The organism is Variovorax ureilyticus (assembly GCF_037889935.1).
Lineage (GTDB): Bacteria > Pseudomonadota > Gammaproteobacteria > Burkholderiales > Burkholderiaceae_C > Variovorax > Variovorax ureilyticus.
This window is the reverse complement of sequence record NZ_JBBKZU010000001.1, coordinates 509,719-532,320: the sequence shown is the minus strand read 5'-3', so window position 1 is coordinate 532,320 and position 22,602 is coordinate 509,719. Positions and strand designations below refer to the sequence as shown.

At 67.2% G+C, this 22,602-nt stretch carries 21 protein-coding genes; 12 read left to right on the top strand and 9 right to left on the bottom strand.

Annotated features, from left to right (window positions below):
* Nucleotide 1: 1 nt before the first annotated feature.
* Genes WKW77_RS02565 through WKW77_RS02555 form a run of 3 tightly spaced genes read right to left on the bottom strand, consistent with a single transcriptional unit; the run spans nt 2 to nt 2,788 of the window.
* On the bottom strand, nt 2-1,150 hold the full coding sequence (locus WKW77_RS02565) for an efflux RND transporter periplasmic adaptor subunit (protein WP_340355242.1): 1,149 nt from the start codon (nt 1,148-1,150) through the stop codon (nt 2-4).
* On the bottom strand, nt 1,147-2,655 hold the full coding sequence (locus WKW77_RS02560) for an efflux transporter outer membrane subunit (protein WP_340355241.1): 1,509 nt from the start codon (nt 2,653-2,655) through the stop codon (nt 1,147-1,149). The genes WKW77_RS02565 and WKW77_RS02560 overlap by 4 nt, the downstream gene beginning before the upstream one ends.
* Nucleotides 2,573-2,788 (bottom strand): hypothetical protein, encoded by a 216-nt coding sequence (locus tag WKW77_RS02555; RefSeq protein WP_340355606.1) that lies wholly within the window; start codon nt 2,786-2,788, stop codon nt 2,573-2,575. The genes WKW77_RS02560 and WKW77_RS02555 overlap by 83 nt, the downstream gene beginning before the upstream one ends.
* A gap of 77 nt (nt 2,789-2,865) precedes the next feature.
* Between WKW77_RS02555 and WKW77_RS02550 the strand changes: the two genes are divergently transcribed.
* The 9 genes from WKW77_RS02550 (at nt 2,866) to WKW77_RS02510 (ending at nt 12,642) form a co-directional block, all read left to right on the top strand.
* Nucleotides 2,866-4,395, top strand: a complete 1,530-nt coding sequence (locus WKW77_RS02550; RefSeq protein WP_340355240.1) for a sigma-54 interaction domain-containing protein — start codon at nt 2,866-2,868, stop codon at nt 4,393-4,395.
* Between the two features lie 217 nt (nt 4,396-4,612).
* Nucleotides 4,613-5,809 (top strand): substrate-binding domain-containing protein, encoded by a 1,197-nt coding sequence (locus WKW77_RS02545; RefSeq protein ID WP_340355239.1) that lies wholly within the window; start codon nt 4,613-4,615, stop codon nt 5,807-5,809.
* A gap of 184 nt (nt 5,810-5,993) precedes the next feature.
* The gene (locus tag WKW77_RS02540; RefSeq protein ID WP_340355238.1) at nt 5,994-7,463 is read left to right on the top strand and encodes an extracellular catalytic domain type 2 short-chain-length polyhydroxyalkanoate depolymerase; all 1,470 of its coding nucleotides are present in this window, start codon (nt 5,994-5,996) and stop codon (nt 7,461-7,463) included.
* A gap of 49 nt (nt 7,464-7,512) precedes the next feature.
* Nucleotides 7,513-8,277: an ABC transporter ATP-binding protein gene (locus tag WKW77_RS02535; protein ID WP_340355237.1), complete on the top strand. Its 765-nt coding sequence runs from the start codon at nt 7,513-7,515 to the stop codon at nt 8,275-8,277.
* Nucleotides 8,278-8,335: 58 nt separating this feature from the next.
* Complete coding sequence (locus tag WKW77_RS02530; RefSeq protein WP_340355236.1) at nt 8,336-9,064, top strand: ABC transporter ATP-binding protein; 729 nt, start codon at nt 8,336-8,338, stop codon at nt 9,062-9,064.
* A gap of 83 nt (nt 9,065-9,147) precedes the next feature.
* Entirely contained in the window at nt 9,148-10,128 is a 981-nt protein-coding gene (locus WKW77_RS02525) for a branched-chain amino acid ABC transporter permease (protein ID WP_340355235.1), read from the top strand.
* A gap of 11 nt (nt 10,129-10,139) precedes the next feature.
* Nucleotides 10,140-11,192, top strand: a complete 1,053-nt coding sequence (locus tag WKW77_RS02520; protein ID WP_340355234.1) for a branched-chain amino acid ABC transporter permease — start codon at nt 10,140-10,142, stop codon at nt 11,190-11,192.
* Nucleotides 11,193-11,209: 17 nt separating this feature from the next.
* On the top strand, nt 11,210-12,085 hold the full coding sequence (locus WKW77_RS02515) for an alpha/beta fold hydrolase (protein WP_340355233.1): 876 nt from the start codon (nt 11,210-11,212) through the stop codon (nt 12,083-12,085).
* Nucleotides 12,086-12,135: 50 nt separating this feature from the next.
* Complete coding sequence (locus tag WKW77_RS02510) at nt 12,136-12,642, top strand: DUF1993 domain-containing protein (protein WP_340355232.1); 507 nt, start codon at nt 12,136-12,138, stop codon at nt 12,640-12,642.
* Between the two features lie 2 nt (nt 12,643-12,644).
* Here the strand turns inward: WKW77_RS02510 and hemH are convergent, their stop codons facing one another.
* On the bottom strand, nt 12,645-13,688 hold the full coding sequence (gene hemH, locus WKW77_RS02505) for a ferrochelatase (protein WP_340355231.1): 1,044 nt from the start codon (nt 13,686-13,688) through the stop codon (nt 12,645-12,647).
* A 15-nt stretch (nt 13,689-13,703) separates the two neighbouring features.
* Between hemH and WKW77_RS02500 the strand changes: the two genes are divergently transcribed.
* Nucleotides 13,704-14,435, top strand: coding sequence for an HAD family hydrolase (locus WKW77_RS02500; protein ID WP_340355230.1), 732 nt, complete (start codon nt 13,704-13,706; stop codon nt 14,433-14,435).
* Nucleotides 14,436-14,569: 134 nt separating this feature from the next.
* Here the strand turns inward: WKW77_RS02500 and WKW77_RS02495 are convergent, their stop codons facing one another.
* From WKW77_RS02495 to WKW77_RS02480, 4 genes are all read right to left on the bottom strand, one after another.
* Nucleotides 14,570-15,112: a hypothetical protein gene (locus WKW77_RS02495; protein WP_340355229.1), complete on the bottom strand. Its 543-nt coding sequence runs from the start codon at nt 15,110-15,112 to the stop codon at nt 14,570-14,572.
* The gene (locus WKW77_RS02490) at nt 15,112-15,804 is read right to left on the bottom strand and encodes a C39 family peptidase (protein ID WP_340355228.1); all 693 of its coding nucleotides are present in this window, start codon (nt 15,802-15,804) and stop codon (nt 15,112-15,114) included. The genes WKW77_RS02495 and WKW77_RS02490 overlap by 1 nt, the downstream gene beginning before the upstream one ends.
* Before the next feature lie 10 nt (nt 15,805-15,814).
* Nucleotides 15,815-16,186, bottom strand: coding sequence for a hypothetical protein (locus WKW77_RS02485; RefSeq protein ID WP_340355227.1), 372 nt, complete (start codon nt 16,184-16,186; stop codon nt 15,815-15,817).
* Between the two features lie 96 nt (nt 16,187-16,282).
* On the bottom strand, nt 16,283-17,758 hold the full coding sequence (locus WKW77_RS02480) for a hypothetical protein (protein ID WP_340355226.1): 1,476 nt from the start codon (nt 17,756-17,758) through the stop codon (nt 16,283-16,285).
* A gap of 794 nt (nt 17,759-18,552) precedes the next feature.
* Here WKW77_RS02480 and WKW77_RS02475 point away from each other — a divergent pair.
* Both WKW77_RS02475 and WKW77_RS02470 read left to right on the top strand, forming a co-directional pair.
* Entirely contained in the window at nt 18,553-19,785 is a 1,233-nt protein-coding gene (locus WKW77_RS02475; RefSeq protein WP_340355225.1) for an acetate kinase, read from the top strand.
* A gap of 16 nt (nt 19,786-19,801) precedes the next feature.
* Nucleotides 19,802-21,304, top strand: coding sequence for a sigma-54 dependent transcriptional regulator (locus tag WKW77_RS02470; RefSeq protein ID WP_340355224.1), 1,503 nt, complete (start codon nt 19,802-19,804; stop codon nt 21,302-21,304).
* Here WKW77_RS02470 and hpnE read toward each other — a convergent pair.
* On the bottom strand, nt 21,259-22,602 hold the full coding sequence (hpnE, locus tag WKW77_RS02465) for a hydroxysqualene dehydroxylase HpnE (RefSeq protein ID WP_340355223.1): 1,344 nt from the start codon (nt 22,600-22,602) through the stop codon (nt 21,259-21,261). The genes WKW77_RS02470 and hpnE overlap by 46 nt on opposite strands.

The following is a 22,602-nucleotide window of genomic DNA, read 5'->3' as shown; positions in this document are numbered from 1 at the left end:
ATCACTTGGCAGCTCCATTTGTCGGATTGCCGGGCAACGCGTCCACGACGCGCACCAGGTCGCCGTCGTTCAGGAATCCCGCGCCCTGCACGACCACGCGCGCATCGGGCGGCAGCGGCGTCGTGATCTCGACCCGGTCGCCGACGCGGCGTCCGGTCTCCACGCGCAGCATCGAGACGCGGCTGTCGGGCTGCATCACCAGCAGGTGATTGAAGCCATCGCGCGGCACCACCGAGGCGAGCGGCACCGTGACCGCGCTGCTGCGGCCCAGCATGAAATCTCCGCGCGCGAACATGCCGGCCTTGATGCCGGTGTTCTGCTGCACGTCGGGGATGTCCACGTAGATCAATGCGGCGCGCGTCTGCGGGTCGACCGTGGGCGCGACGCTGCGCACCTTGCCGTTGACCATCGCGCCGGTCGCGCTTACGACAACCGCGGGCGTGCCGACCGCGATGCGGCCGAGTTCGGACGACGTGATCTCCGCGCGCCATTCGAGACGGCCCTGGCGGATCAGCCGGAAGAGTTCGGTGCCCGCCGACACCACGCTGCCCACGGTCGCGGTGCGCGAGGAGATCACGCCGTCGTCCGGCGCCATCACCTTGGTGTTGCGGCCGCGCACCTGCTGCGCCGCGAGCACCGCTTCCGCCGCCTCCACGCGCGCTTTGGCGGTCTGCTCGGCGGTCGTGTACTGGTTGATCTGTTGCTGGCTCATCGCGCCGGTCGCCTGCAAGGTGCGCGCACGCGCCGCGGTGCCTGCCGCATCGGCGGCGGTCGCACGCGCCTCGGCCAGCGAGGCCTTGGCCTGCGCCACGTCGGCATCCACCGATTCGCCGGAGAACACCGCGAGCACCTGGCCCTTCTTGACCGCATCGCCCACGTTGACGCGCACTTCGGCGAGTCGCAGGCCGGTGGACTCGGAGCCGATGCTGGCTTCCTGCCACGCGGCGACATTGCCGTTGGCGGAAAGGGTGACGTTGAGCTCGCTGGTTTCCGGCTTGGCGACCGTGACCGTGAGCGTGGGCCGGGCGGCCGAGGCCGCCGCCTTCGCATGTTCGCCGCCTGGCGACTTGCCGCGGACAAGCCAGAACCCTGCGCCCGCGAGCACGAGCACAAGCAGTGCGATGAGGATGAGAGTAGAGCGCTTCTTCATTCTTGTGAGGGTGACGGAGCGGCCGCAGGGGCCGCCGTTGCGACGGATTCGGGCCGCGACCAGCCGCCGCCCATGGCACGGTAGAGCGCGACCCAAGCTTCGGCGCGTTCGCGCTGCAGCGACACGCGCGAGGTCTGCGAGACGAACAGCGTGCGCCGGGCGTCTTCCAGATCGAACAGGCTCGCCAGTCCGGTGCTGAAGCGTGCCTGCGTCGCGTCGAACGACGCCTGGTAGTTGCGCACCGCGGTCTCGGCGTCCTCGGCCCGATCGTCGGTGCTGCGGAGGTTGATCAGCGCCTCCTCGACCTCGCGCACCGCCTGTCGCACGCTCGCGCGGTATTGGGAGACCGCCTCGTCGTAGCGAACCTTCGCCGCCGCTTCGTTGGCCGCGAGCGTGCCGCCGTCGAAGATCGGCAGGTTGAGCGCGAGCGGGCCGATGGTCCAGGTGTCGAAGGTCTCGCGGAAACCGCCCGTGCGCACCTGCACGGTGGCGATCGAGCCTTGCAGCGTCAGCCTCGGAAAGCGCTGCGCGAGCGCGGCGCCTGCATCGGCGCTCGCGGCCGCAACGCCGAGTTCGGCCGCATACACATCGGGCCGTTGCGAGAGCGCTTCGGCCGGCACGCTGTGGACGGCCTGAACGGCCGGCAGCGCGACATCGATCGGCGCCGCCTCGAGCTTGGCCTTGAGCACCGGCGCCTCGATGCCCGTGAGCGACACCAGCGCCTGTTCGAGCACTGCGCATTGCGCCCGCTGCTGCGTGAGCCGCCCCGACGCTTCGGCGGCGCTCGCGCGCGCGAGCGCCGCATCGGCCGGCGCGGTGAACCCCGCGCGCATCGACAGATCGGTGAGGCGCGCCGTCTCGGCACGCGATTGCGCATCGGAAGAGGACACTGCGAGTTGCCGGCGGCAGGCGCGCTCGGCCAGGTAGGTGTTTGCGGTCTCGGCTGCGACCGAAACGCGCGCGTCATGCCACTTCGCATCCGCACCCGCGAGCCGCGCCTGGCTGGCGTCCCGGTTCGCGCGAAGGCCGCCGAACAGGTCGATCTCCCAGCTCGATTGCAGCGCGGCCTGCCCGGTCGTCAGGATCGGCAGGCTGGTGCTCACGCCATCGGTGCTGGTCGATGCACCGGTGAACCCGGACGTCGGCGAATTGCCGCGGCTGGCCGAAAGCTGGCTGTTGAGATTCGGAATCAGCGCTGCACCGGCCGACACACGCGTGGCCCGCGCTTCCGCGATGCGCGCCCCTGCGCTTGCGACCGTGGGGCTCACGGATTCGGAAGCAAAGATGAGCTCGACCAGCAGCGGGTCATGCAATTGCTCCCACCACTGGCCGAGTGTCGGAAGCGAGCCGCCGTGCGGCAACGGAGCGGTGGAGGCGGGGAGCGGGTTGCTCCAGGCCGGTGGTATCGGCGCGTCTGCCTTTTCAGGTGGACGCGGGACGGCGCACGCGGAAAGCAGCAACAGGGACGCGACGAGCGGGAGCGCCGGAAGCCGGAGATTCCTCATGAGAGTGGGGTTCCGCAAAAAAGGCGTCGTCGGCCGGCAGGATCAGCCGTCGCAACGCCATCGCGAGGCCGATAGGCCTCTGGAAATCGCGGAGCATAACAAGGCGAATGATCGTGCCGGTGTCGGTGTGCATCGCGTCTTCAGGGGATCTTTCTTGCGTGAAGGGAAGGCCTGTCCTGAGGCCGCGCAGAGAACGCTACGATCCCGCCCATGCCACCCCCCACCGCCGCTCCACCTGCACTCCCGCTCGATGCCGACGGCATCCTCGCGCTGGCCGCGCGGTCGATGTTCCATCTGTTCTCCAGCATCAGCCAGGGGATGTTCCTGGTCGATCGCACCGGGCGCATCGTGTGGGTCAACGAGGGCTATCGGCGCTTCCTGCCGGCGCTGGGCTTTTCATCGATCGACCAGTTCCTCGGCCACATGGTCGAGGATGTGATCCCCAACACGCAGATGCGCCGCGTGCTCGAAACCGGCGAGCCGATCCTGGTCGATCTGCTGACCAACAAGGCCGGGACTTTCGTGGTCAGCCGCATTCCTTTGCGCGAGGAGCGCGAGGGCGCGGCGATGGGCGAAGTGATCGGCGCGATCGGCATCGTGCTGTTCGATCATCCCGAGACGACGCTGCAGCCGCTGATCAGCAAGTTCGCGCTGCTCCAGCGCGACCTCGACGATGCGCGGCGCGAACTGGCGAGCCAGCGGGCCAATCCGCTCTACCAGCAGTCGGCCGACGGGCAGCGGCGTTCCAAGTACACCTTCGCGAGCTTCATCGGCAGCAGCCCGGCGGCGGTGGAGGTCAAGCGCCATGCGCGGCGTGCGGCGCAGTCGTCGAGCCCGGTGCTGCTGCTGGGTGAGACCGGCACGGGGAAGGAACTGCTGGCCCATGCGATCCACGCGGCGTCGTCGCGGGCGCAGGGCCTTTTCGTGAGCGTGAACATCGCTGCGGTCCCGGACACGCTGCTCGAAGCCGAGTTCTTCGGCGTTGCGCCCGGCGCTTTTACCGGCGCGGATCGCAAGGCGCGCGAGGGCAAGTTCAAGCTGGCCGATGGCGGCACGCTGTTCCTCGACGAAATCGGCGACATGCCGCTGGGCCTGCAGGCGAAGCTGCTGCGCGCCTTGCAGGAAGGCGAGATCGAGCCGCTGGGGTCGAACAAGCTGGTGCCGTTCGATGCCCGCGTGATCGCCGCGACGTCGCGGGATCTGGCGGCGCTGGTGCGGGAAGGGCGCTTCCGCGAAGACCTGTATTACCGCCTCAACGTGCTGCCGGTGCGCGTGCCGCCGCTGCGGGAGCGCCGGGGCGACATCCCCGCGCTGGTGGAGGCGCTGGGCGAAGACATGGCGCTGCGCAGCGGCGAAGCACCGCCCGAACTGACGCCCGACGCGCTCGCACTGCTGGCCGCGCAGCACTGGCGCGGCAACATCCGCGAGCTGCGCAATGTGCTGGAACAAGTCACCATGCGCAGCGATTCGCAGCGCATCGATGCGCCGCAACTCGAACGCATCCTGCGCGAAGCAGGGCAGGAGAACATCGCGCCGCCGACCCGCATGCAGCCCGAGGCCGCCACCGAAGCGGACGAGCGTGCCCTGCTGCTGCGACCGCTCGCGCAGCAGGTCGCCGAGCTGGAGCGCAAGGCGATCGCCGCCGCGATGGCGGAGACCGGCGGGAACAAGCTCGCGACGTCACGGTTGCTCGGCATCTCGCGCGCAACGCTCTACGAACGTCTGGAAAACCCTGAATAAGGAAAATACAAATGCCTGAAATTCAGACAATCTCTTTGTTCTGAACTTGGGCATCTCGCTCCTCAAGCCAGGAACCCCGCGGAACCGGCTCCGCCGGGCCGCCGGGGTTGCCCCCGGAGAGGGGGTGGAGAGCGACACGAAGTGCGCGAGCCTGGGGGTGAGCCTTGATGTGGCACGAACTGTGCAACATTAAGTCACCTTCATCTGGAGACAAAGAATGCAACGTCGTCACCTCGTCGCGCTGGCTGCCATGGCCACTGCGGCTGTCACCACCCTGACCGCACCGGCCTGGGCGCAGTCCAACGAGATCCGCATCGCCCATATCTACAGCAAGACCGGGCCGCTCGAAGCCTACGGCAAGCAGACGCAGACCGGCCTGATGATGGGCCTGGACTACGCCACCGGCGGGACCATGATGGTCAACGGCAAGAAGCTCGTCGTGATCGAGAAGGATGACCAGGGCAAGCCGGACCTCGGCAAGTCGCTGCTGGCGGCGGCCTATGCGGACGACAAGGCCGCGATCGCGGTCGGGCCGACGTCTTCGGGCGTCGCGCTCGCGATGCTGCCCGTGGCCGAGGAATACAAGAAGATCCTGCTGGTCGAGCCGGCCGTGGCCGATTCGATCACCGGCGACAAGTGGAACAAGTACATCTTCCGCACCGGCCGCAACAGCTCGCAGGACGCGATCTCCAACGCGGTCGCGATCGACAAGCCCGGCGTCACCGTCGCCACGCTCGCGCAGGACAACGCCTTCGGCCGCGACGGCGTCAAGGCGTTCAAGGACGCCCTCAAGAAGGCCAAGCTGGCCCATGAGGAATACCTGCCCGCGGCGACGACCGACTTCACCGCCGGCGCGCAGCGCCTGATCGACAAGCTCAAGGACCAGCCGGGCCGCAAGATCATCTGGATCGTGTGGGCGGGCGCGGGCAACCCGTTCAAGATCGTCGACCTCGACCTCAAGCGCTACAACATCGAGATCGCGACCGGCGGCAACATCCTGCCGGCGATGGCGGCCTACAAGGCGCTGCCGGGCATGGAAGGCGCGGCCTACTACTACTTCGGTATCCCGAAGAACCCGGTGAACGAGGCGATGGTCGCGGCGCACTACAAGGAATTCAAGACGCCGCCGGACTTCTTCACCGCCGGCGGCTTCTCGGCCGCGATGGCGCTGGTGACCGCGCTCAAGAAGACGGGCGGCGACACCAACACCAACAAGCTCATTTCGACCATGGAAGGCATGAGCTTCGACACCCCGAAGGGCAAGATGACCTTCCGCAAGGAAGACCACCAGGCGATGCAGAGCATGTACCACTTCAAGATCAAGGTGGATCCGGCCTTTGCGTGGGGTGTGCCCGAGCTGGTCCACGAGATCAAGCCCGAAGAGATGGACATTCCCATCAGGAACAAGCGCTGACCCCCAGCCTCGCGCACTTCGTGTCGCTCTGACACCCCCTTTCAGGGGGCAACCCCGGCGGCCCGGCCGAGCCGGTTCCGCGGGGTTCCTGGCTTCAGTCGCCTAGCCAGCAATGCTTTCCCCATCTGTCCCCTCGCAAGAGGGGTCGGTTCAGTGCACCTCGAAAAACCAAATGGAGACAACGATGAAGCGCAACTGGATGACGATGAAGATGAGCATGGTCGCGGCCTTCGCCGCGCTGGCGGGCCATGCGGCAATGGGCGCGGTGCCGCTGCTGGCGCTCGGGGCCAATGCGGCGGAGGTCAGCGTGTCGGGGCTGTCCGCCGGCGGGTTCATGGCCGTGCAGCTGCACGTCGCCTATTCGGCGACCTTCAAGCGCGGGGCAGGCGTCGTGGCGGGCGGGCCGTACTACTGCGCCGAGGGATCGATCGTCAACGCGACCGGCCGCTGCATGTCGCACAGCAGCAGCATCCCGGTGTCGTCCCTGGTGAGCACCACCAACAGCTGGGCGTCGAGCGGCACGATCGATCCGGTGTCGAACCTCGCGAACTCGAAGGTCTATCTCTACTCCGGCACCTCGGACAACACGGTGGTGCAGGCCGTGATGAACGATCTGAAGACCTACTACCAGAGCTTCGTTCCGACGGCCAACACCTTCTACAAGAACACCATCGGCTCCGGTCACGCGATGATCACCGACGACTACGGCAGCAGCTGCAGCACGACGGCCTCGCCCTACATCGACAACTGCGGCTTCGACCTCGCGGGCGACATCCTCCAGTACCTCTACGGCACGCTGAACGCGCGCAACAACGGCACGCTCTCGGGCACCTTCACCGAGTTCAACCAGACCGATTTCGTGAGCGGCCACGGCATGGCCACGACCGGCTGGATCTACGTGCCGCAAAGCTGCAACAGCACCTCGTGCCGTGTGCACGTGGTGCTGCACGGCTGCAAGCAGAACTACAGCGACATCGGCGACAAGTACGTGCGCAACACCGGCTACAACCGCTGGGCCGACACCAACAACATCGTGCTGATCTATCCGCAGACCAGCACCGCGGCGACCAACAGCTGCTTCGACTGGTGGGGCTACGACAACGCGAACTACGCGAAGAAGTCCGGCCCGCAGATGGCCGCGATCAAGGCCATGGTCGATCGCGTGACGAGCGGCTCGACCGGCGGCAGTGGCGGCGGATCGACGCTCGCCGCACCGAGCGGCGTCGGCACTTCCGGTGCGACCAGCAGCAGCATGGTGATCGGGTGGAACGCCGTTTCGGGCGCCGCGAGCTACAACGTCTACCGCGGCGGCAGCAAGGTCAACGCGTCGGCGGTCTCCGCCACCAGCTACACCGACACCGGGCTTGCCGCATCGACCACCTACAGCTGGACCGTGACCGCGGTGGACGCGAGCAACGTCGAAGGCGCGATGTCGGCCGCCGCCACCGGCACCACGCTCGCCAGCGGCGGCGGCACCACGCCGGTCTGCTACACCGCGAGCAACTACGCCCACACCACTGCCGGCCGCGCCACGCAGACCGGCGGCTACACCTATGCCAACGGTTCCAACCAGAACATGGGCCTGTGGAACACCTTCGTCACCACGACCCTGAAGCAGACCGGAACCAACTACTTCGTGATCGGCACCTGCTGATTCCAAACTCCAAACCGCACCGCCGCAAGGCGGCTTCAACCTTCGATCGATGCTCGAGACCCGAAACCTGACCATCCGCTTCGGCGGCCACGTGGCGGTCAATGCCGTGAGCTGCGCTTTCGCGCCCGGCACGCTGACTGCCATCGTCGGCCCCAACGGCGCCGGCAAGACCACCTACTTCAACCTCATCTCGGGCCAGCTCAAGGCGACCGAGGGCACGGTGACGCTCGACGGGCAATCGCTCTCGGGCCTGCCGGCCTCGGCGCGCACGCGGGCGGGGCTGGGGCGCGCGTTCCAGCTCACCAACCTGTTCCCCAACCTCACGGTGCTGGAGAACGTGCGTCTCGCGGTGCAGGCGACGCGCGAAGGCGCGCACCGGCGCGGCCTCAATCTCTGGAGCATCTGGAGCGACCACCGCGCGCTGACGGAGCGCGCCGACCAGATCCTTGCGGACGTCGCGCTCAAGGCCAAGGAGCACGCGACCGTCGCGAGCCTTCCGCACGGCGACCAGCGCAAGCTCGAAGTCGCCTTGCTGATGGCGCTCGAACCCAAGGTGTTCATGTTCGACGAACCGACCGCCGGCATGAACGCGGCCGAGGCGCCGGTGATCCTCGACCTGATCCGCGCGCTCAAGAAGGACAAGACGAAAACCATCCTCCTGGTCGAGCACAAGATGGATGTGGTGCGCGAACTCGCGGACCGCATCATCGTGCTGCACAACGGCCAGCTCGTGGCCGATGGCGAGCCGTCCGAGGTGATCGCCTCGCCGGTGGTGCAGGAGGCCTATCTCGGCGTCGCGAAGGAGGTCGCATGAGTGCCGCCCGGCCGCCCGAAGGCAATCGCACCGCAGTGCGAAAGCACGGAGGTTTTCAATGACCACGACCAATTTGCTGGAACTGAGCGGCGTGCACACGCACATCGGCGCGTATCACATCCTTCATGGGGTGAATCTCGCGGTGCCCAAAGGGCAGCTCACCATGCTCCTCGGCCGCAACGGCGCGGGCAAGACCACCACGCTGCGGACCATCATGGGCCTGTGGCATGCATCGCAGGGCAGCGTGCGCTTCGGCAGCACCGACATCACCGCGATGCACACGCCGCAGATCGCGGAACTCGGCATCGCTTACGTGCCCGAGAACATGGGCATCTTCTCGGACCTCACCGTCAAGGAGAACATGCTGCTCGCCGCACGCGCCGCGAAGAACGCCGACCAGATGGACGACGCGCGGCTCAAGTGGATCTTCAAGCTCTTCCCCGCGGTCGAGAAATTCTGGAACCATCCCGCGGGCAAGCTCTCGGGTGGACAGAAGCAGATGCTCGCGGTGTCGCGCGCGATCGTCGAGCCGCGCGAGCTGCTGATCGTCGATGAGCCCAGCAAGGGCCTCGCGCCCGCGATCATCAACAACATGATCGACGCGTTCAGCGAGCTCAAGAAGAGCGGCGTGACGATCCTGCTCGTCGAACAGAACATCAACTTCGCGCAAAGGCTGGGCGACACGGTGGCCGTGATGGACAACGGCGCCGTGGTGCACAGCGGCAGCATGGCCGCGTTCTCGGCTGACGAAGCCTTGCAGCAGTCGCTGCTGGGGTTGGCACTATGAGCGCGACGACGGAGCGCCCCGGGCAGGCGCGCACCCCTTCGGCAGGCAGCGCAGCACACGAAGCGGCAAGCATGGGAGCACGAATGAACAAGGACTTCGACTGGAAACCGCTGGCGCTCGTGCCGTTGCTCGCACTGATTGCCTTGCCGCTGACGGGCTCGGTATCGACCTGGCTCACGCTCACCGTGGCGGGCCTCGCGATGGGGATGATCATCTTCATCATCGCCTCGGGCCTCACGCTGGTCTTCGGGTTGATGGACGTTCTCAACTTCGGCCATGGCGTGTTCATCGCGCTCGGCGCCTTCGTGGCGAGCACCGTGCTCGGCGGCATGAGCGACTGGACCGGCTCGCAGGAACTGTGGCGCAATCTCGTCGCCGTCTTCCCGGCCATGCTGGTCGCGATGCTGGTTGCGGGCGCGGTCGGCCTCGCATTCGAGCGCTTCATCGTGCGGCCGGTCTACGGACAGCACCTGAAGCAGATCCTCATCACGATGGGCGGGATGATCATCGGCGAGGAACTGATCAAGGTGATCTGGGGTCCTGGCCAGATCCCGCTGCCGCTGCCCGACGCGCTGCGCGGCTCGCTGTTCATCGGTGACGCTGCGATCAGCAAGTACCGCATCCTCGCGGTCATCGTCGGCGTCTTCGTCTTCGGCCTGCTCGCCTGGACGCTGGGCCGGACCAAGATCGGCCTCCTGATTCGCGCCGGCGTGCAGGACCGCGAGATGGTCGAGTCGCTCGGCTACCGCATCGGGCGGATCTTCGTCGGCGTGTTCGTGGTGGGCAGCGCACTGGCGGGCCTGGGCGGCGTGATGTGGGGCCTGTTCCAGCAGAACCTCATTCCGCAGATGGGCGCGCAGGTCAACGTGCTGATCTTCATCGTGATCATCATCGGCGGGCTCGGCTCGACGACCGGTGCGCTGATCGGCGCGCTGCTCGTGGGCCTGATGAACAACTACACCGGCTTCCTCATGCCGACGCTCACGCAGTTCGCGAGCATCTTCCTGATGGTCGCTGTCTTGTTATGGCGTCCGCAGGGCGTCTATCCCGTCGCGAACCGTTGAAAGGACGAACCATGATTTCCCGTCTTCTTTCCAACGACATGCCGCGCAACCGCTTGCTGGCGCTGCTGCTGCTCGCCGTGGTGCTGGGTCTGGCTTTCGCGCCTTTCATCTTCCCCGGCGTCAAGGCCCTCAGCGTAGCGGCCAAGGTGCTGGTGTTCATCGTGCTCGTCGCGAGCTTCGACCTGCTGCTCGGCTACACCGGCATCGTGAGCTTCGCGCAGACGATGTTCTTCGGTATCGGTGCCTACGGCGTCGCGATCTCGGCGACGCGTCTGGGCTCGGGCTGGGGCGCCTTGCTGCTCGGGCTGGGCGTGGCGCTGGCGATCTCGCTGGTGCTGTCGCTGGCGATCGGCCTGTTCTCGCTGCGGGTGCGCGCGATCTTCTTCGCGATGATCACGCTCGCGGTGGCCTCGGCCTTCCAGACGCTGGCGTCGCAGATGTCGGATTTCACCGGCGGCGAGGATGGCCTGACCTTCAAGTTGCCCGAACTGATCTCGCCGAGCTTCGAGTTCGCGGAAGAACCCTTCCTCGGCGTGTCGCTCGACGGGCGGCTGCTGTGCTACTACCTGCTCTTCGTGCTCGCGGTGGTGCTGGTGCTCGCGTTGCTGCGCATCGTGAACTCGCCGTTCGGCCGCGTGCTGCAGGCGATCCGCGAGAACGAGTTCCGCGCCGAGGCGATCGGCTACCGCGTGGTGGTGTATCGCACGACCGCATCGGTGCTCTCGGCGCTGTTCGCGACGCTGGCCGGCGCGATGCTTGCGATCTGGCTGCGCTACAACGGACCGGACACCTCGCTGAGCTTCGAGATCATGATCGACGTGCTGCTGATCGTGGTCATCGGCGGCATGGGCACGATGTACGGCGCGGTGGTCGGCAGCGTGATCTTCGTGGTCGCGCAGAGCTATCTGCAGGACCTGCTGCGCATCGGCAGCGAAGCCGCGAGCGGCTTGCCGGGGCTGTCGTCGCTGCTGTCGCCGGACCGCTGGCTGCTGTGGCTCGGGGTGCTGTTCGTGCTCTCGGTCTATTACTTCCCAACGGGCATTGTGGGCCGACTGCGTAAATGAATGCGAGGGCGATCGAAATGAACACACCGACTTCCAACTACGCGCAACTCGCCGGGTACGAGATCCACTGGATGGACTGGGGCAGGGCGGGCGACCCGGTCGTGATTGCATGGCATGGCCTTGCACGCACCTGCCGCGACATGGACGAACTCGCGGCGCATTTCGCGGCGCGCGGCTTCCGCGTGATCTGCCCTGACACGATCGGCCGGGGCCTGAGCCAGTGGAGCAGGGCGCCGGACGACGAATACAAGCTGTCGTTCTACGCGAGGCTCGCCTCGGCGCTGTGCGACGAATTGAAGCTGACGCGCGTGCATTGGGTCGGCACTTCGATGGGCGGTGCGATCGGCATGGTCTGCGCGGGCGGGCTGGTCGAGCCGGCGATGAAGCCGCGCATCGCGAGCCTCGTGCTCAACGACAACGCGCCGCAGCTTGCGGCGGAGGCGGTGGAGCGCATCCGCGCCTACGCGGGCCAGCCCCCGGCCTTCGACACGGTGGCGGAACTCGAAGCCTTCTTCCGCACGGTCTACAAGCCCTACGGCTGGCTCAGCGATGCGCAGTGGCGGCGCCTGACCGAGACCTCCGCCCGGCGCCTGCCCGACGGCCGCGTGACGCCGCACTACGACCCGATGATGGTGCGCCAGTTCATCTCGCATCCCGAGGACTACGTGCTCTGGTCGCACTACGACGCGATCGAAGCGCCGGTGCTGTGCCTTCGCGGTGCGGACTCGGACCTCGTCCTGCGCGAGACGCTGGATGAAATGCACCGCCGAGGCCCCGGCGACAAGCGGCGCCTGCAGGTCATCGAAGTGCCAGGCTGCGGCCACGCCCCGGCGTTGAACGTGCCGGCGCATCTGGACCCGATCGAGGCCTTTGTGCGCAGAGCCAGCACATGATTCGTGGCGGCCGCACAATCGCGCGGCCATAAACAACACGGAGTCATCTCATGGCGGTTTCGCTCTATGACGTCTCGGTCCCGGTGTTCACCCGCGGGCTGGGCCAGCTTTCCCACATCCTCGACAAGGGCCTGGCGCATGCGCAGGCTTCGGGCATCGACCCTTCGCAGCTTTTCGATGCGCGCCTCGCGCCGGACATGTTCACGCTCGCAGGCCAGATCCAGAGCGCGAGCGATGCCTCCAAGTTCGGCGTGGCGCGCATCGCCGGCGTCACTGGGCCGAGCTTTCCGGACGACGAGGCGACCTATGCGCAGTTGCAGGCGCGCGTCGCGAAGACCATCGACTATCTGGGCACCGTGGATCGTTCGCTGATCGACGGCCACGAGGATCGCGAAGTGGTCATGAAGGTCCGCGGCAACGAACTGAAGTTCACCGCCCAGCGCTACCTGCTCCAGTTCGCGATCCCGAACTTCTTCTTCCATCTCACGACCGCGTACGACATCCTGCGGCACAGCGGCGTGCCGATCGGCAAGCTCGACTACCTCGGGCGCTACTGAGCCTACTGAGCGCGCGCCCGAGAGTCGGTCGGCCAGCCTGCGATGTGCCGCTCGGCGATGCCCGCGAGCGCGGTGATCCACGTGTGGCTGTCGTTGAGGCAGGGGATGTAGGTGAATTCCTTGCCGCCGGCCTGCAGGAAGGCTTCTCGGCCTTCCATCGCGATTTCCTCCAGCGTCTCCAGGCAGTCGGCGGGGAAGCCCGGGCACATCACGTCGACCCGCTTCACGCCCTTGGCGCCGAGTTCGCGCAACGTGGGCTCGGTGTACGGCTCGAGCCACTTCGCGCGGCCGAAGCGCGACTGGAAGGTGACGCGGTATTGGTCGGGCGTGAGCTGCAGGCGTTCGGCCAGCAGGCGCGCGGAGACCACGCATTGCACATGGTACGGATCACCCAGCCGGATGTTGCGCGACGGAATGCCGTGGAAGCTCATCACGAGCTGGTCCGGCCGGCCGTTGTGCTGCCAGTGGCGCATCACACTTTGCGCGAGCGCATCGATGTAGCCCGCATCGTCGTGGTAGTCGTTGACGAAGCGGAACTCGGGTACGCGCCGCACGCGTGCGCTCCACGCGTTCACGGCGTCGATGACGCTGGCCGTCGTGGTGGCGGAGTACTGCGGGTAGGCCTGCAGTACCAGCACGCGGGTGACGCCTTCGGCCTTGAGTTCGTCGAGCCGGCTTGCGATGGACGGCTGGCCGTAGCGCATGGCGTCGCGCACCATCAGGCGATGGCCGCGCTCGCCGAGCCAGCCGCGCAGCAGGGTGGCCTGCTTCTGCGTCCAGACCTTGAGCGGCGAACCCTCGGGCATCCAGATGCTGGCGTACTTGGCGGCTGATTTCGCAGGCCGGGTGCGCAGGATGATGCCGTGCAGGATCGGCATCCATGCGGCCTTCGGAATTTCGACGACGCGCGGGTCGCCGAGGAATTCCGCGAGATAGGGCCGAACGGCCTTCGCCGTCGGTTCGTCGGGCGAGCCCAGGTTGCACCAGAGCACGGCAGTGCGGCCTGGGGCCATGTCGGCGGCGGGCGGTTCTTGTCGAAAAGGCATGCGATATTCTCGACCATGGCCCTCGCAACCCCGGATTCCCTGACCCTCGACGTGAAGCGCATCGCCGCGATCTCGCTCGATCTGGACGACACCCTCTGGCCGATCTGGCCCACCATCGAGCGCGCCGAGCGCGTGCTGCATGCATGGCTGACGCGCGAGGCTCCGAAGACCGCCGATCTTCTGGTCACGCCCGGTGTGCTGCGCGAGTTGCGCGAGGCGACTGCCAAGGAGCGTTCCGATCTGGCCCATGACCTGAGCGCACTGCGCCGCGAGTCCATCCGCGCCGCATTGGAGCGCTCCGGCGAAGACCCGGCCCTGGCCGAGCCGGCCTTCGACATCTTCTTCGCGGAGCGCCAGCGGGTGGAACTCTACGAGGATGCACTCCCGGCGCTCAAGTGGCTCAGCGAGCGCTATCCGCTGGTCGCGGTTTCCAACGGCAATGCCGACGTGCAGCGCACCGGCGTCGGTCGCTGGTTCCGGGCCGCATTCAACGCGCGCGAATTCGGTAGCGGCAAGCCGCACGCGCCGATCTTCCGAGCGGCAGCGGCATCGGTCGGCTTGCTACCCAGGGACGTGCTCCACGTCGGCGACGATGCCGCGCTCGACGTGGTCGGCGCGCTCGGCGCCGGCATGCAGGCCGCCTGGCTCGTGCGCGAGGAGCGTCCGTGGGAACACGATGCCCGCCCGCAACTCATCGTGCCCAACCTGCACGCGCTGTGCGTGGCACTGGAGACGGCCGGGGCCTGACGCCGACTCCGACCGGAGAAGTCCGCAACCGAGTCCGGGAATCCCGTGGAACCGGCCTCGCCGGGCCACTGTGATCGGGATTGCCCCTGGAAAGGGGTGCAGAGCGACACGAAGTGGGCGAGGCTGGGGGCGGGCTATCGTGATCCGAGCGCCGCCGCGACGCTGTCGTTCAGCGTCGAGAGGATGTTGAGGTTCCTCACCATCCCCGCCGAATTGCTCGACGCGTTGATGATCGTCTGGTTGACGATGGTCTGGTTGTTCAAGGAATTCTGGATCACCGTGCCGGCGTTCGAAACGCCGCTCTGCGCCTGGAAGGTATTGCCGGGCCCGTTCTGGACCAGATTCAGGCTCGCCAGCTGCTTGTCGAGTTGCGCCATCTGTACAGGCGTCAGGTCCGAAATGCGGCCGAAGTCGAGCGTCGTCTGAGTGACGAGGTCACCGTTGATGTAGACGGCGCGCGTGATGCCGAAGCTCACCATCAGCCCGGTGCCGGCGGGGTCGAAGCCGCCCCGCATGCCGTCGAGGTCATGGTTGCTCGCTGCGATCCAGATCTCTTCCGTTCTTTGCGGCTGCTCGGATTCCGGGTCGTCCGCACGCGCGGGCGACAGCACGCTTCCCACCATCAGCGCATAGAGTCCGATGACCAGATGGACCAAAGGGAAGCGACGGACGGCCATCAGAAGTCTCCCGGTCCCAGCTTGGGCAGCGCGATCATGTCCATGCCCTCGCGGGAAATGCCCTGGCCCAGGGGCGCGCGCGGCGCGACGCGCCAGTCGGCGGCGACGTTGAAGCGCGCGATGTCCATCCGGTTGTGGATCACGAAGAGCAGTCCGTTCTGCCACATCTCGTCGAATTCCTTTCGCGGGAGCGCGCGCGTGCCCTGTGCCGGATCGCCGATGAGCACGCGGCCCGGCTGCAGACCCTTCACGACCACGAAGTGGTGGTACCCATTGTTGTTGACGAGCACGATGGCCGGAACGCGCGCCTGCGTAAGTTTTTCGAGTGGCAGCTCGAACCCGTCGGCCTCGAAGCCCAGCGTCTTGAGGTAACGCTTCATGTCCAGCAGCGAGAAGCCTTCCTGGTGGATCTTGATCTGGTCGCCGTTCTCGTACATCCAGGTGAAGACCTGCTGCTCGCTGACCGGATAGTTGAAGTGGTGCGTGAGCAGCGTGGCGACCGCGGCCGAACCGCAGCTGAAGTCGTACTTCTGGATGAGCGTGCGCGACTGGCGCTGCTTCTTCAAACTCGTCACGGGTATGTTGAAGTCGCCCATACCCATGGATGGCATATAGGCCCGCTCCTTGTCGTCCTGGGCGGGCGCCGCGGTGGCCACGGCCAGCAGTGCGAGGGAAATCAGCATGCCACGCATGTCTGTCCCCTCAGTTCATCTGCACGTGGACGATCACCGCGTTCTGGATCAGTACGTTCGCGCCAGAGTTCTGGATCACGACCGGTAGCCCGCTCATGTTGGCGAACGAGCCCGAACTGATGGTGTTGTCCCCTGTGTCGACATTGCGGGCCGAATTGCCGGCCGTGGTGCCGTTCAGGGTCATGTCGTTGCGGACCACCTCGGCTCCGCCCCGATAGCCTGCCAGCGTCTCCGAATCGACCGGGGTGGCGACGAACGCCACGACCCCTTCGGACTTCGCCGTCGTTTCGCTGCCTGGCAGGGCGCTTTGCGCCGCGGCCGCCATCGGCAGCAGCATCCCCAGGGCCATGCTCACGGTCCCCGGAAGAGTGATGGATCTCATGGCGTCTCCCTTTGGCCAGCCGTGAAGGAGAACCCGATGGCGCCGCGCAGCCCGAGCAGGTCAGGCTGCGCAGCACGCACCGGGCTTCACTATCGATCAGTGAACGGTCAGGTTGGCCTGGACGGTCACAGCCTGCTGAACCAGCGACGACAAGCCGCTGTTCTGGTTCATGATCACCACGCCCGCAGCCGATTGAGCGGCGTTGCCCATCGTGTTGGACATGTTGAACGTGCCGGCATTGAGCGACACCGTGCCGCCTGCGCCACCCGTGCCACCGTTGCCGGTGCCGCCGGTGCCGCCATTGGCCGTCTGGGTTCCGCCGCTGCCCGCGCCGCCTGCGCCGCCCGTGCCGCTGCCACCATTGCCGCCCGAGCCGGCCGTGTTGTTGCCGTTGCTGTCGCTGCCGGCAGTGGCGCTGCCATTGGTGCTCGAGCCGCCTGCGCCGCCCGTGCCCGCCCCGCCAGTGCGGGTTCCGCCGGACGCGCTGGTTGCCGCGCCGCCGCCACCGCCTGCACCGCCCGCTCCGCCAGCGCCCGTTGCGCCGCTCGCGCCGCCCGCACCAGCCGTGCTGGTTCCGGTGCCCGCGCCGCCTGCGCCGCTCGCACCGCCCGCACCTGCCGTGCCAGTGCCGGTGCCCGCGCCGCCTGCGCCGCTCGCGCCGCCTGCGCCAGCCGTGCCGCTTGCACCTGCTGCGCCACCTGCACCGCCCGCACCGCCGGCACCGCTCAAGCCGCCGTTGCCGCCGTTGCCGCCGTCGCCACCGGCCGTCCCGCCGGAGCTGCCGCCGCCACCGCCGCCGCCGCTCCTGCCGCCCAAGCCGGCTCCGAGGCTGCTGCTGCTTCCGCCGCGGCCGCTGTCGCCGCCACCGGCAGCTGCCAGGCTGCCGCTGCTTCCGCCGCGGCCGCTGTCGCCGCTGGAGCCGCCGCGACCGCCGCTACCGCCGAGCGATGCCGCCGTTCCGCTGTCGCTCGAACCATTGGCGCCGCCGCCCGTGCCGCGTCCGCCATTGCCGGCATCGCCCGAACTGCCATTCGTCGTGTTGCCGCGCGTGATCGCGCCGTTGGAGGCGCTTCCGCCCGTCGCGCCCACTGCACCGTTGCCCACGGCGCCATTGCCGCCGGTACCCGTGCCGCGTGCATCGCCGCCCTGGCCGGTGCCGCCGTGTCCGCCCAGACCCGTGCCGCCATTGGCCGAGCCGGTGTTCGCCACGGTATTGCCAACACCCCAGATCCTGTTGTTCGACACGGAGCCTTCGAGCTTGCTGATGGCCGCGACCCGCGTGTTGGAGAACGCGTTCGTGAAGTTGTTGTTGCTCGATCCGTTGTTGAGCGCGGCGGAGCGATCAGCACTGGCCCTGGCGTCGCCTGTGTCGTTGTGGCTGTCCGTGCGAGTGCTCGTACTGTTACGCGTACTGCTGCGCGTACTGGTACTCGTGCTCGTGCTCGTATCCGTACTCGTGTTGTTGCCCGCCGTCGTTCTCTGACCGGTGATCTGATCGGTGTCATTCGCGAGAGCAAGACCGCAGAACCCGTAGGCAAGCGCAATGGCCGAGGCCACTAATGTCTTTTTCATGAACCCTCCAGTAAAAGTTGAACAAGCGTGGATTGACGTGCGTCGCCGCAAATCCAGGGGCGCAGTGCAACTTCAATGCCAGCAAATTACGGCTTGTTTCTCAGGCACCTCTCCTCATTGGGAGCGAATCGAAGGCGACGGATCGGCGACAAAGCGACAGGGGCTCGAGGGGCGCGCCGACAGGGGTTTATTCAGCGCTGACTGTCACATCCGATTGACGGTGAGTTGCGTCCGATCCGCCCTGATTTCACTCGCAACGCCAGCGCGCGTATTGGCTTGAGCCGCGACACGCGCGGATTCGCAGTCTGTCTCAGGCGTGATACATGGGCCGCAATCGCTCCAACGTCGTTCGCGGAACCCCGCACCGAGGCAGCGACACCGTGTCTGACGCGTGAACTGCCGTGTTCGCCGGGCGGATTCGCAACGGAAGTGCCACATTCGTGAGACAGCAATCGGGAGACGATCGGGCGCTTACCTTTGTTTGCAACTTCTGGCTTTGCGCAGTTCGAGCATTCCGCTTACGCTGGCTGCAGAAAGCTGGGCGCACGTCCGGCGCAAGAAGTAGGAAGAGAGGGACATTGATGGAGACTTACCGCTCATACGGGGCGTTCTTGTTGCTTGCCTGTTCGTCGATGGCATGGTCGGATGCCACGGCTCAGTCGCAAAGTGAGCAAGGCGCCTCAAGTGCCGCTTCGCCCTCGAGCGCCTCCAGGCCCAAGTCCACGGCCGGGCGAAGCCAGGCATCCCCGGCGAACGCGACCAATACAACCAGCACGACGAACCCGAACAGGCGCGTGGAGGCCCTGCAGAAACAGGTGACCGAGCAGGGCCAGCAGATCGATGCGCTACGCAGGCAGGCCGCCGACCAGGATGCCCGCTATCGCGAACTTCAGGAACGGCTGTCGTCGCAGGAAGCGAGGTCGGCCGCACCCGCGAGACCCGTTCCGATGCCGGCGCCGGGCTCGAAGATCGCCGAGGAAAGGCCCGTGCCCGGCGGCGCCGCCGCCGATGCTTCCGACACCTCGACGCGCGCCGTGCGCGTGGGTGTCGCGCCGAGCGAGGAAACGCAGGCGCCACCGGTGGCTCAGCTCTTCGAAGAGCCCAGCATCCTGACGCCGCAGGGCCATTTCGTGCTCGAGCCTTCCCTGCAATACGGCTATTCGTCGAACAATCGCGTCGCGCTCGTCGGCTACACGGTGATCCCGGCCATCCTCATCGGTCTCATCGACGTGCGCGAGTTCAAGCGCAACACCTTCATCGGCGCGTTGACGGGCCGCTGGGGCGCGACGAATCGCACGGAACTGGAGCTGAAGCTGCCCTACGTCGCGCGTTCGGACTCGACCATCAGCCGCGAGATCTTCACCGGCTCCGCAAACGACAACGTCTTCAACACGCACGGCAACGGCATGGGCGACATCGAGGCGGCCATTCGCTACCAGATCGCCGACGGCCGCGACAACAACAAGCCTTACGTGGTCGGCGGGTTGCGCTTCAAGGCGCGCAACGGCACCGACCCATTCGAAGTCCCGGTCGACTGCGTGACGCGCTGCATCGGCAACACCACAGGCACTGGGCTGCCGCTCGAACTGCCGACGGGCTCGGGTTTCTATTCGCTGCAGCCGAGCCTGACTTTCCTGCTGCCGTCCGATCCCGCAGTGTTCTTCGGGGGGCTGAGCTATACCTACAACTTCCAGCGCAACGACGTCAGTCGCACGGTGCTGAACGGGCAGAAGGAATTCATCGGCGACATCAAGGTCGGCGATGTCTGGGGACTGAATTTCGGCATGGGTTTGGCACTCAACGAGCGCTCGTCGTTCAGCCTGGGCATGGAGCTGTATACCGTCGCGCCGACGAAGCAGAACGGCCAGACGGTGATCGGCTCGGTGCGCACACAGCTCGCATCGCTGCTGCTGGGCTACTCGTACCGCTACAGCGCCAAGTCCGTGTTGAACGTGAGCGTGGGCGCTGGCCTGACGCGCGACACACCCGATCTCCAAATGACGATCAGGTTCCCGATGTCCTTCTGAGCGGGGGAATATCGGCATGCAGCCGGGAAGCATTCTTTGCGTGACGCTGGGCGGTGACGCCACCCAGGTCCTCGAGCCCCTGATCGCGAGGGGCTGGGACGTGACGCAGGCCGGCGACCTCGTCGCCGCGGGCCGTATCCAGGCGCATCGGCATTTCAAGGTGGGCGTGCTCATCGTGGGCGCGTCGCTGAACGTCCCGGAAGCCGCTGTCGAAGCCTGTGTCAATGCCTCGCCGGGCTCCGAATGGGTGACCCTCTGCGAGACCGAGGCGCTGGAGCACCCGGGCTTTCGGGAACTGGTCCTTGGCTGTTTCTTCGACCACCGGGTGATGCCGATCGACCTCGGCGAGCTCGAGATGACGCTGCAGCACGCGGATCAGCGCGCGCTGCTTCGATTGCGCCACGACGCGGCGCATCGCCATGCGGTCGATGCGCTCGGCATGGTGGGTCAGGGGCCCGCGATCACGCGGCTGCGCCAGCAGATCCGCAAGGTGGCCGCCACCGACGCGCCGGTGCTGATCGGCGGGGAAAGCGGCAGCGGCAAGGAGCTTGCGGCGCGTGCGATCCACCAGTGCTCGCAACGATCGGCGGGGCCGTTCGTCGCGGTGAACTGCGGCGCGATCTCGCCGAACCTGATCCAGTCCGAGCTCTTCGGGCACGAACGCGGCGCGTTCACCGGTGCCTCCTCGGAACGGCGGGGGCTCATCGAGGCGGCCAACGGCGGCACCATCTTCCTGGACGAGATCGGCGATCTCCCGGTGGAGCTGCAGACCAACCTGCTTCGCTTCCTGCAGGAAAAGACCATCAGCCGCGTGGGCGCGGTGCGCAACCTGCATGTGGATGTGCGGGTGGTCGCGGCATCGCATGTGGACCTGGCGGAAGCGGTGGCGGTCGGGCAGTTTCGCGACGACCTCTTCTACCGCCTGAACGTGCTGTCCATCGAAGTCGCGCCCTTGCGGCGGCGCATGGAGGACGTGCCGATCCTTGCCGAGTACTTCTTCCAGCGCTGTGCCGCGAAGAGCCGGGCGCGCGTCAAGGGCTTCAGCCGGCAGGCCGTCGCGGCCATGCTCGCGCATGCATGGCCGGGCAATGTGCGGGAGCTCTTCAACCGCGTGCAGCGCGCGGTGGTGATGACCGACCGGCGCCTGATCGGCCCCAACGACCTGGGCCTCGCGCCCGCGGACAACCCGGTGGGCATGGGACTCGACGTCGCCCGAACCGTCGCCGAGCGGGATGCGATCGTGCTGACCCTGACCCGCGTCGGCCGCAACATCACGCATGCCGCGCGCGAACTCGGCGTGTCGCGCATGACGCTCTACCGCTTGATGGACAAGCACAGCATCGCGCTGGATTCCGAAGTCCGGCCGCATGTGACCCAGCCCTGGCCGACACCGCAGCCGAACCTGCGCACCGCGCCCGCCGCATCGACGGCCAATCCGCTGGAGACGATGCTGGGCACGCCGGTGCCCGGCTTTCACGCCGACTGGACCGGCGCGGGCAAACCCTCCGGGCGGGCCTGACGCCCAGGTGTGTTCCATGGCGCCGCGGCGGCCGCGATCGCGCTTCGCACCGCGCCTTCGATCGTTCCGGGGTAGGCGCCTTCGATGTAGTCGCCGCACGCCAGGAGTTGCGGCGCGAGTTGCATCGGCGGACGGACCAGGCCTGGCGTGCATGCGAAGGTCGCGCGCCGTTCCATCACCGTGAGCACGGGCCGCAGCCCGTCCAGCCCGAGCTGTTCGCGGGCCTGCAGGGTGACCTGGCGCTGCAGCAGTTCGCGATCGTCGCCGCTCGCGCTGATGACGAAGGCGAGCAGGCCGCGCGGACCGCCGAGTCTTCCCCGGTCGAAGGCGAACTGAGCGGGAGCCTCCGGCTTGCAGCGCAGCGCGAGGAAGGGCGCCGGGAGTCCTGCATCGCCGTGCAGGTACACGGTGGTGATGGCTTCGTGCGCCAGCCCGTCGGCCGTGGCGGACCAGGTTGGCGCGATGCCGACGGCGATCCGTGCGGCTTCCCACGGCGAGCACGCGAGCACCACGCGATCGAAGAGCTCGCCATCGACACGCCACCCATGTCCGTCCGGCTCGACCGTGCGAACCCGGCGGCCGAGTTCCGTGCGGGCGCCGCGTTCGCGCAGCCAGCGGTCCGCTGCATCTGGAAACAACGCGCCGAGATCGACGCGCGGCAGCAGGAGTTGGGACCCGCCCGGCGTGCGGAACAGCGCCTCGTCGAGCACGCGAAGAAAGACCTGGCCGCTGGCCTCTGCGGCCGGCGTGTTGAGGGCCGAGACGCACAGCGGTTCGGTGAGCTCCGCACGCACGCGCGGCGTGAGCGGCGCGCACAGATCGGACACTGTTTCATGGCCCGCGCAGACGAATCCCTGCCGCTGCCAGAGCGTGGAGGTCTTCAGCAGCGACAGCTTGTCCTGCCATGACCATCCGCGTGCGCCGAGCACGCCGGTCAGCACGTCGAGCGGCGCGATGCGGCGAGTCGCACGGTCGAGCCACGACGGCAACTGAGGCAGCGACAGGCCGGTGCCGTCCGGAAAGCGCAGGTTCAGCGGAACGCGCTGCAAGGCCTGCCGTGGATCGACGCCGACCCGCGCCATCACCTCCAGCGATGCGGTGTAGGCGCCGATGAGGATGTGCTGGCCGTTGTCGAGCAGGACTTCACTGCCGTCGGGCAGCGTGGCTGCGACGGCGCGCGCACGCCCACCCCAGTTGCGAGCGGCTTCGAAAACGCTGACGGCATGTCCCGCGCGCACGGCTTCGACCGCACACGCCATGCCCGCCCAGCCGCCGCCGATGATCGCAACGCGCCCCAA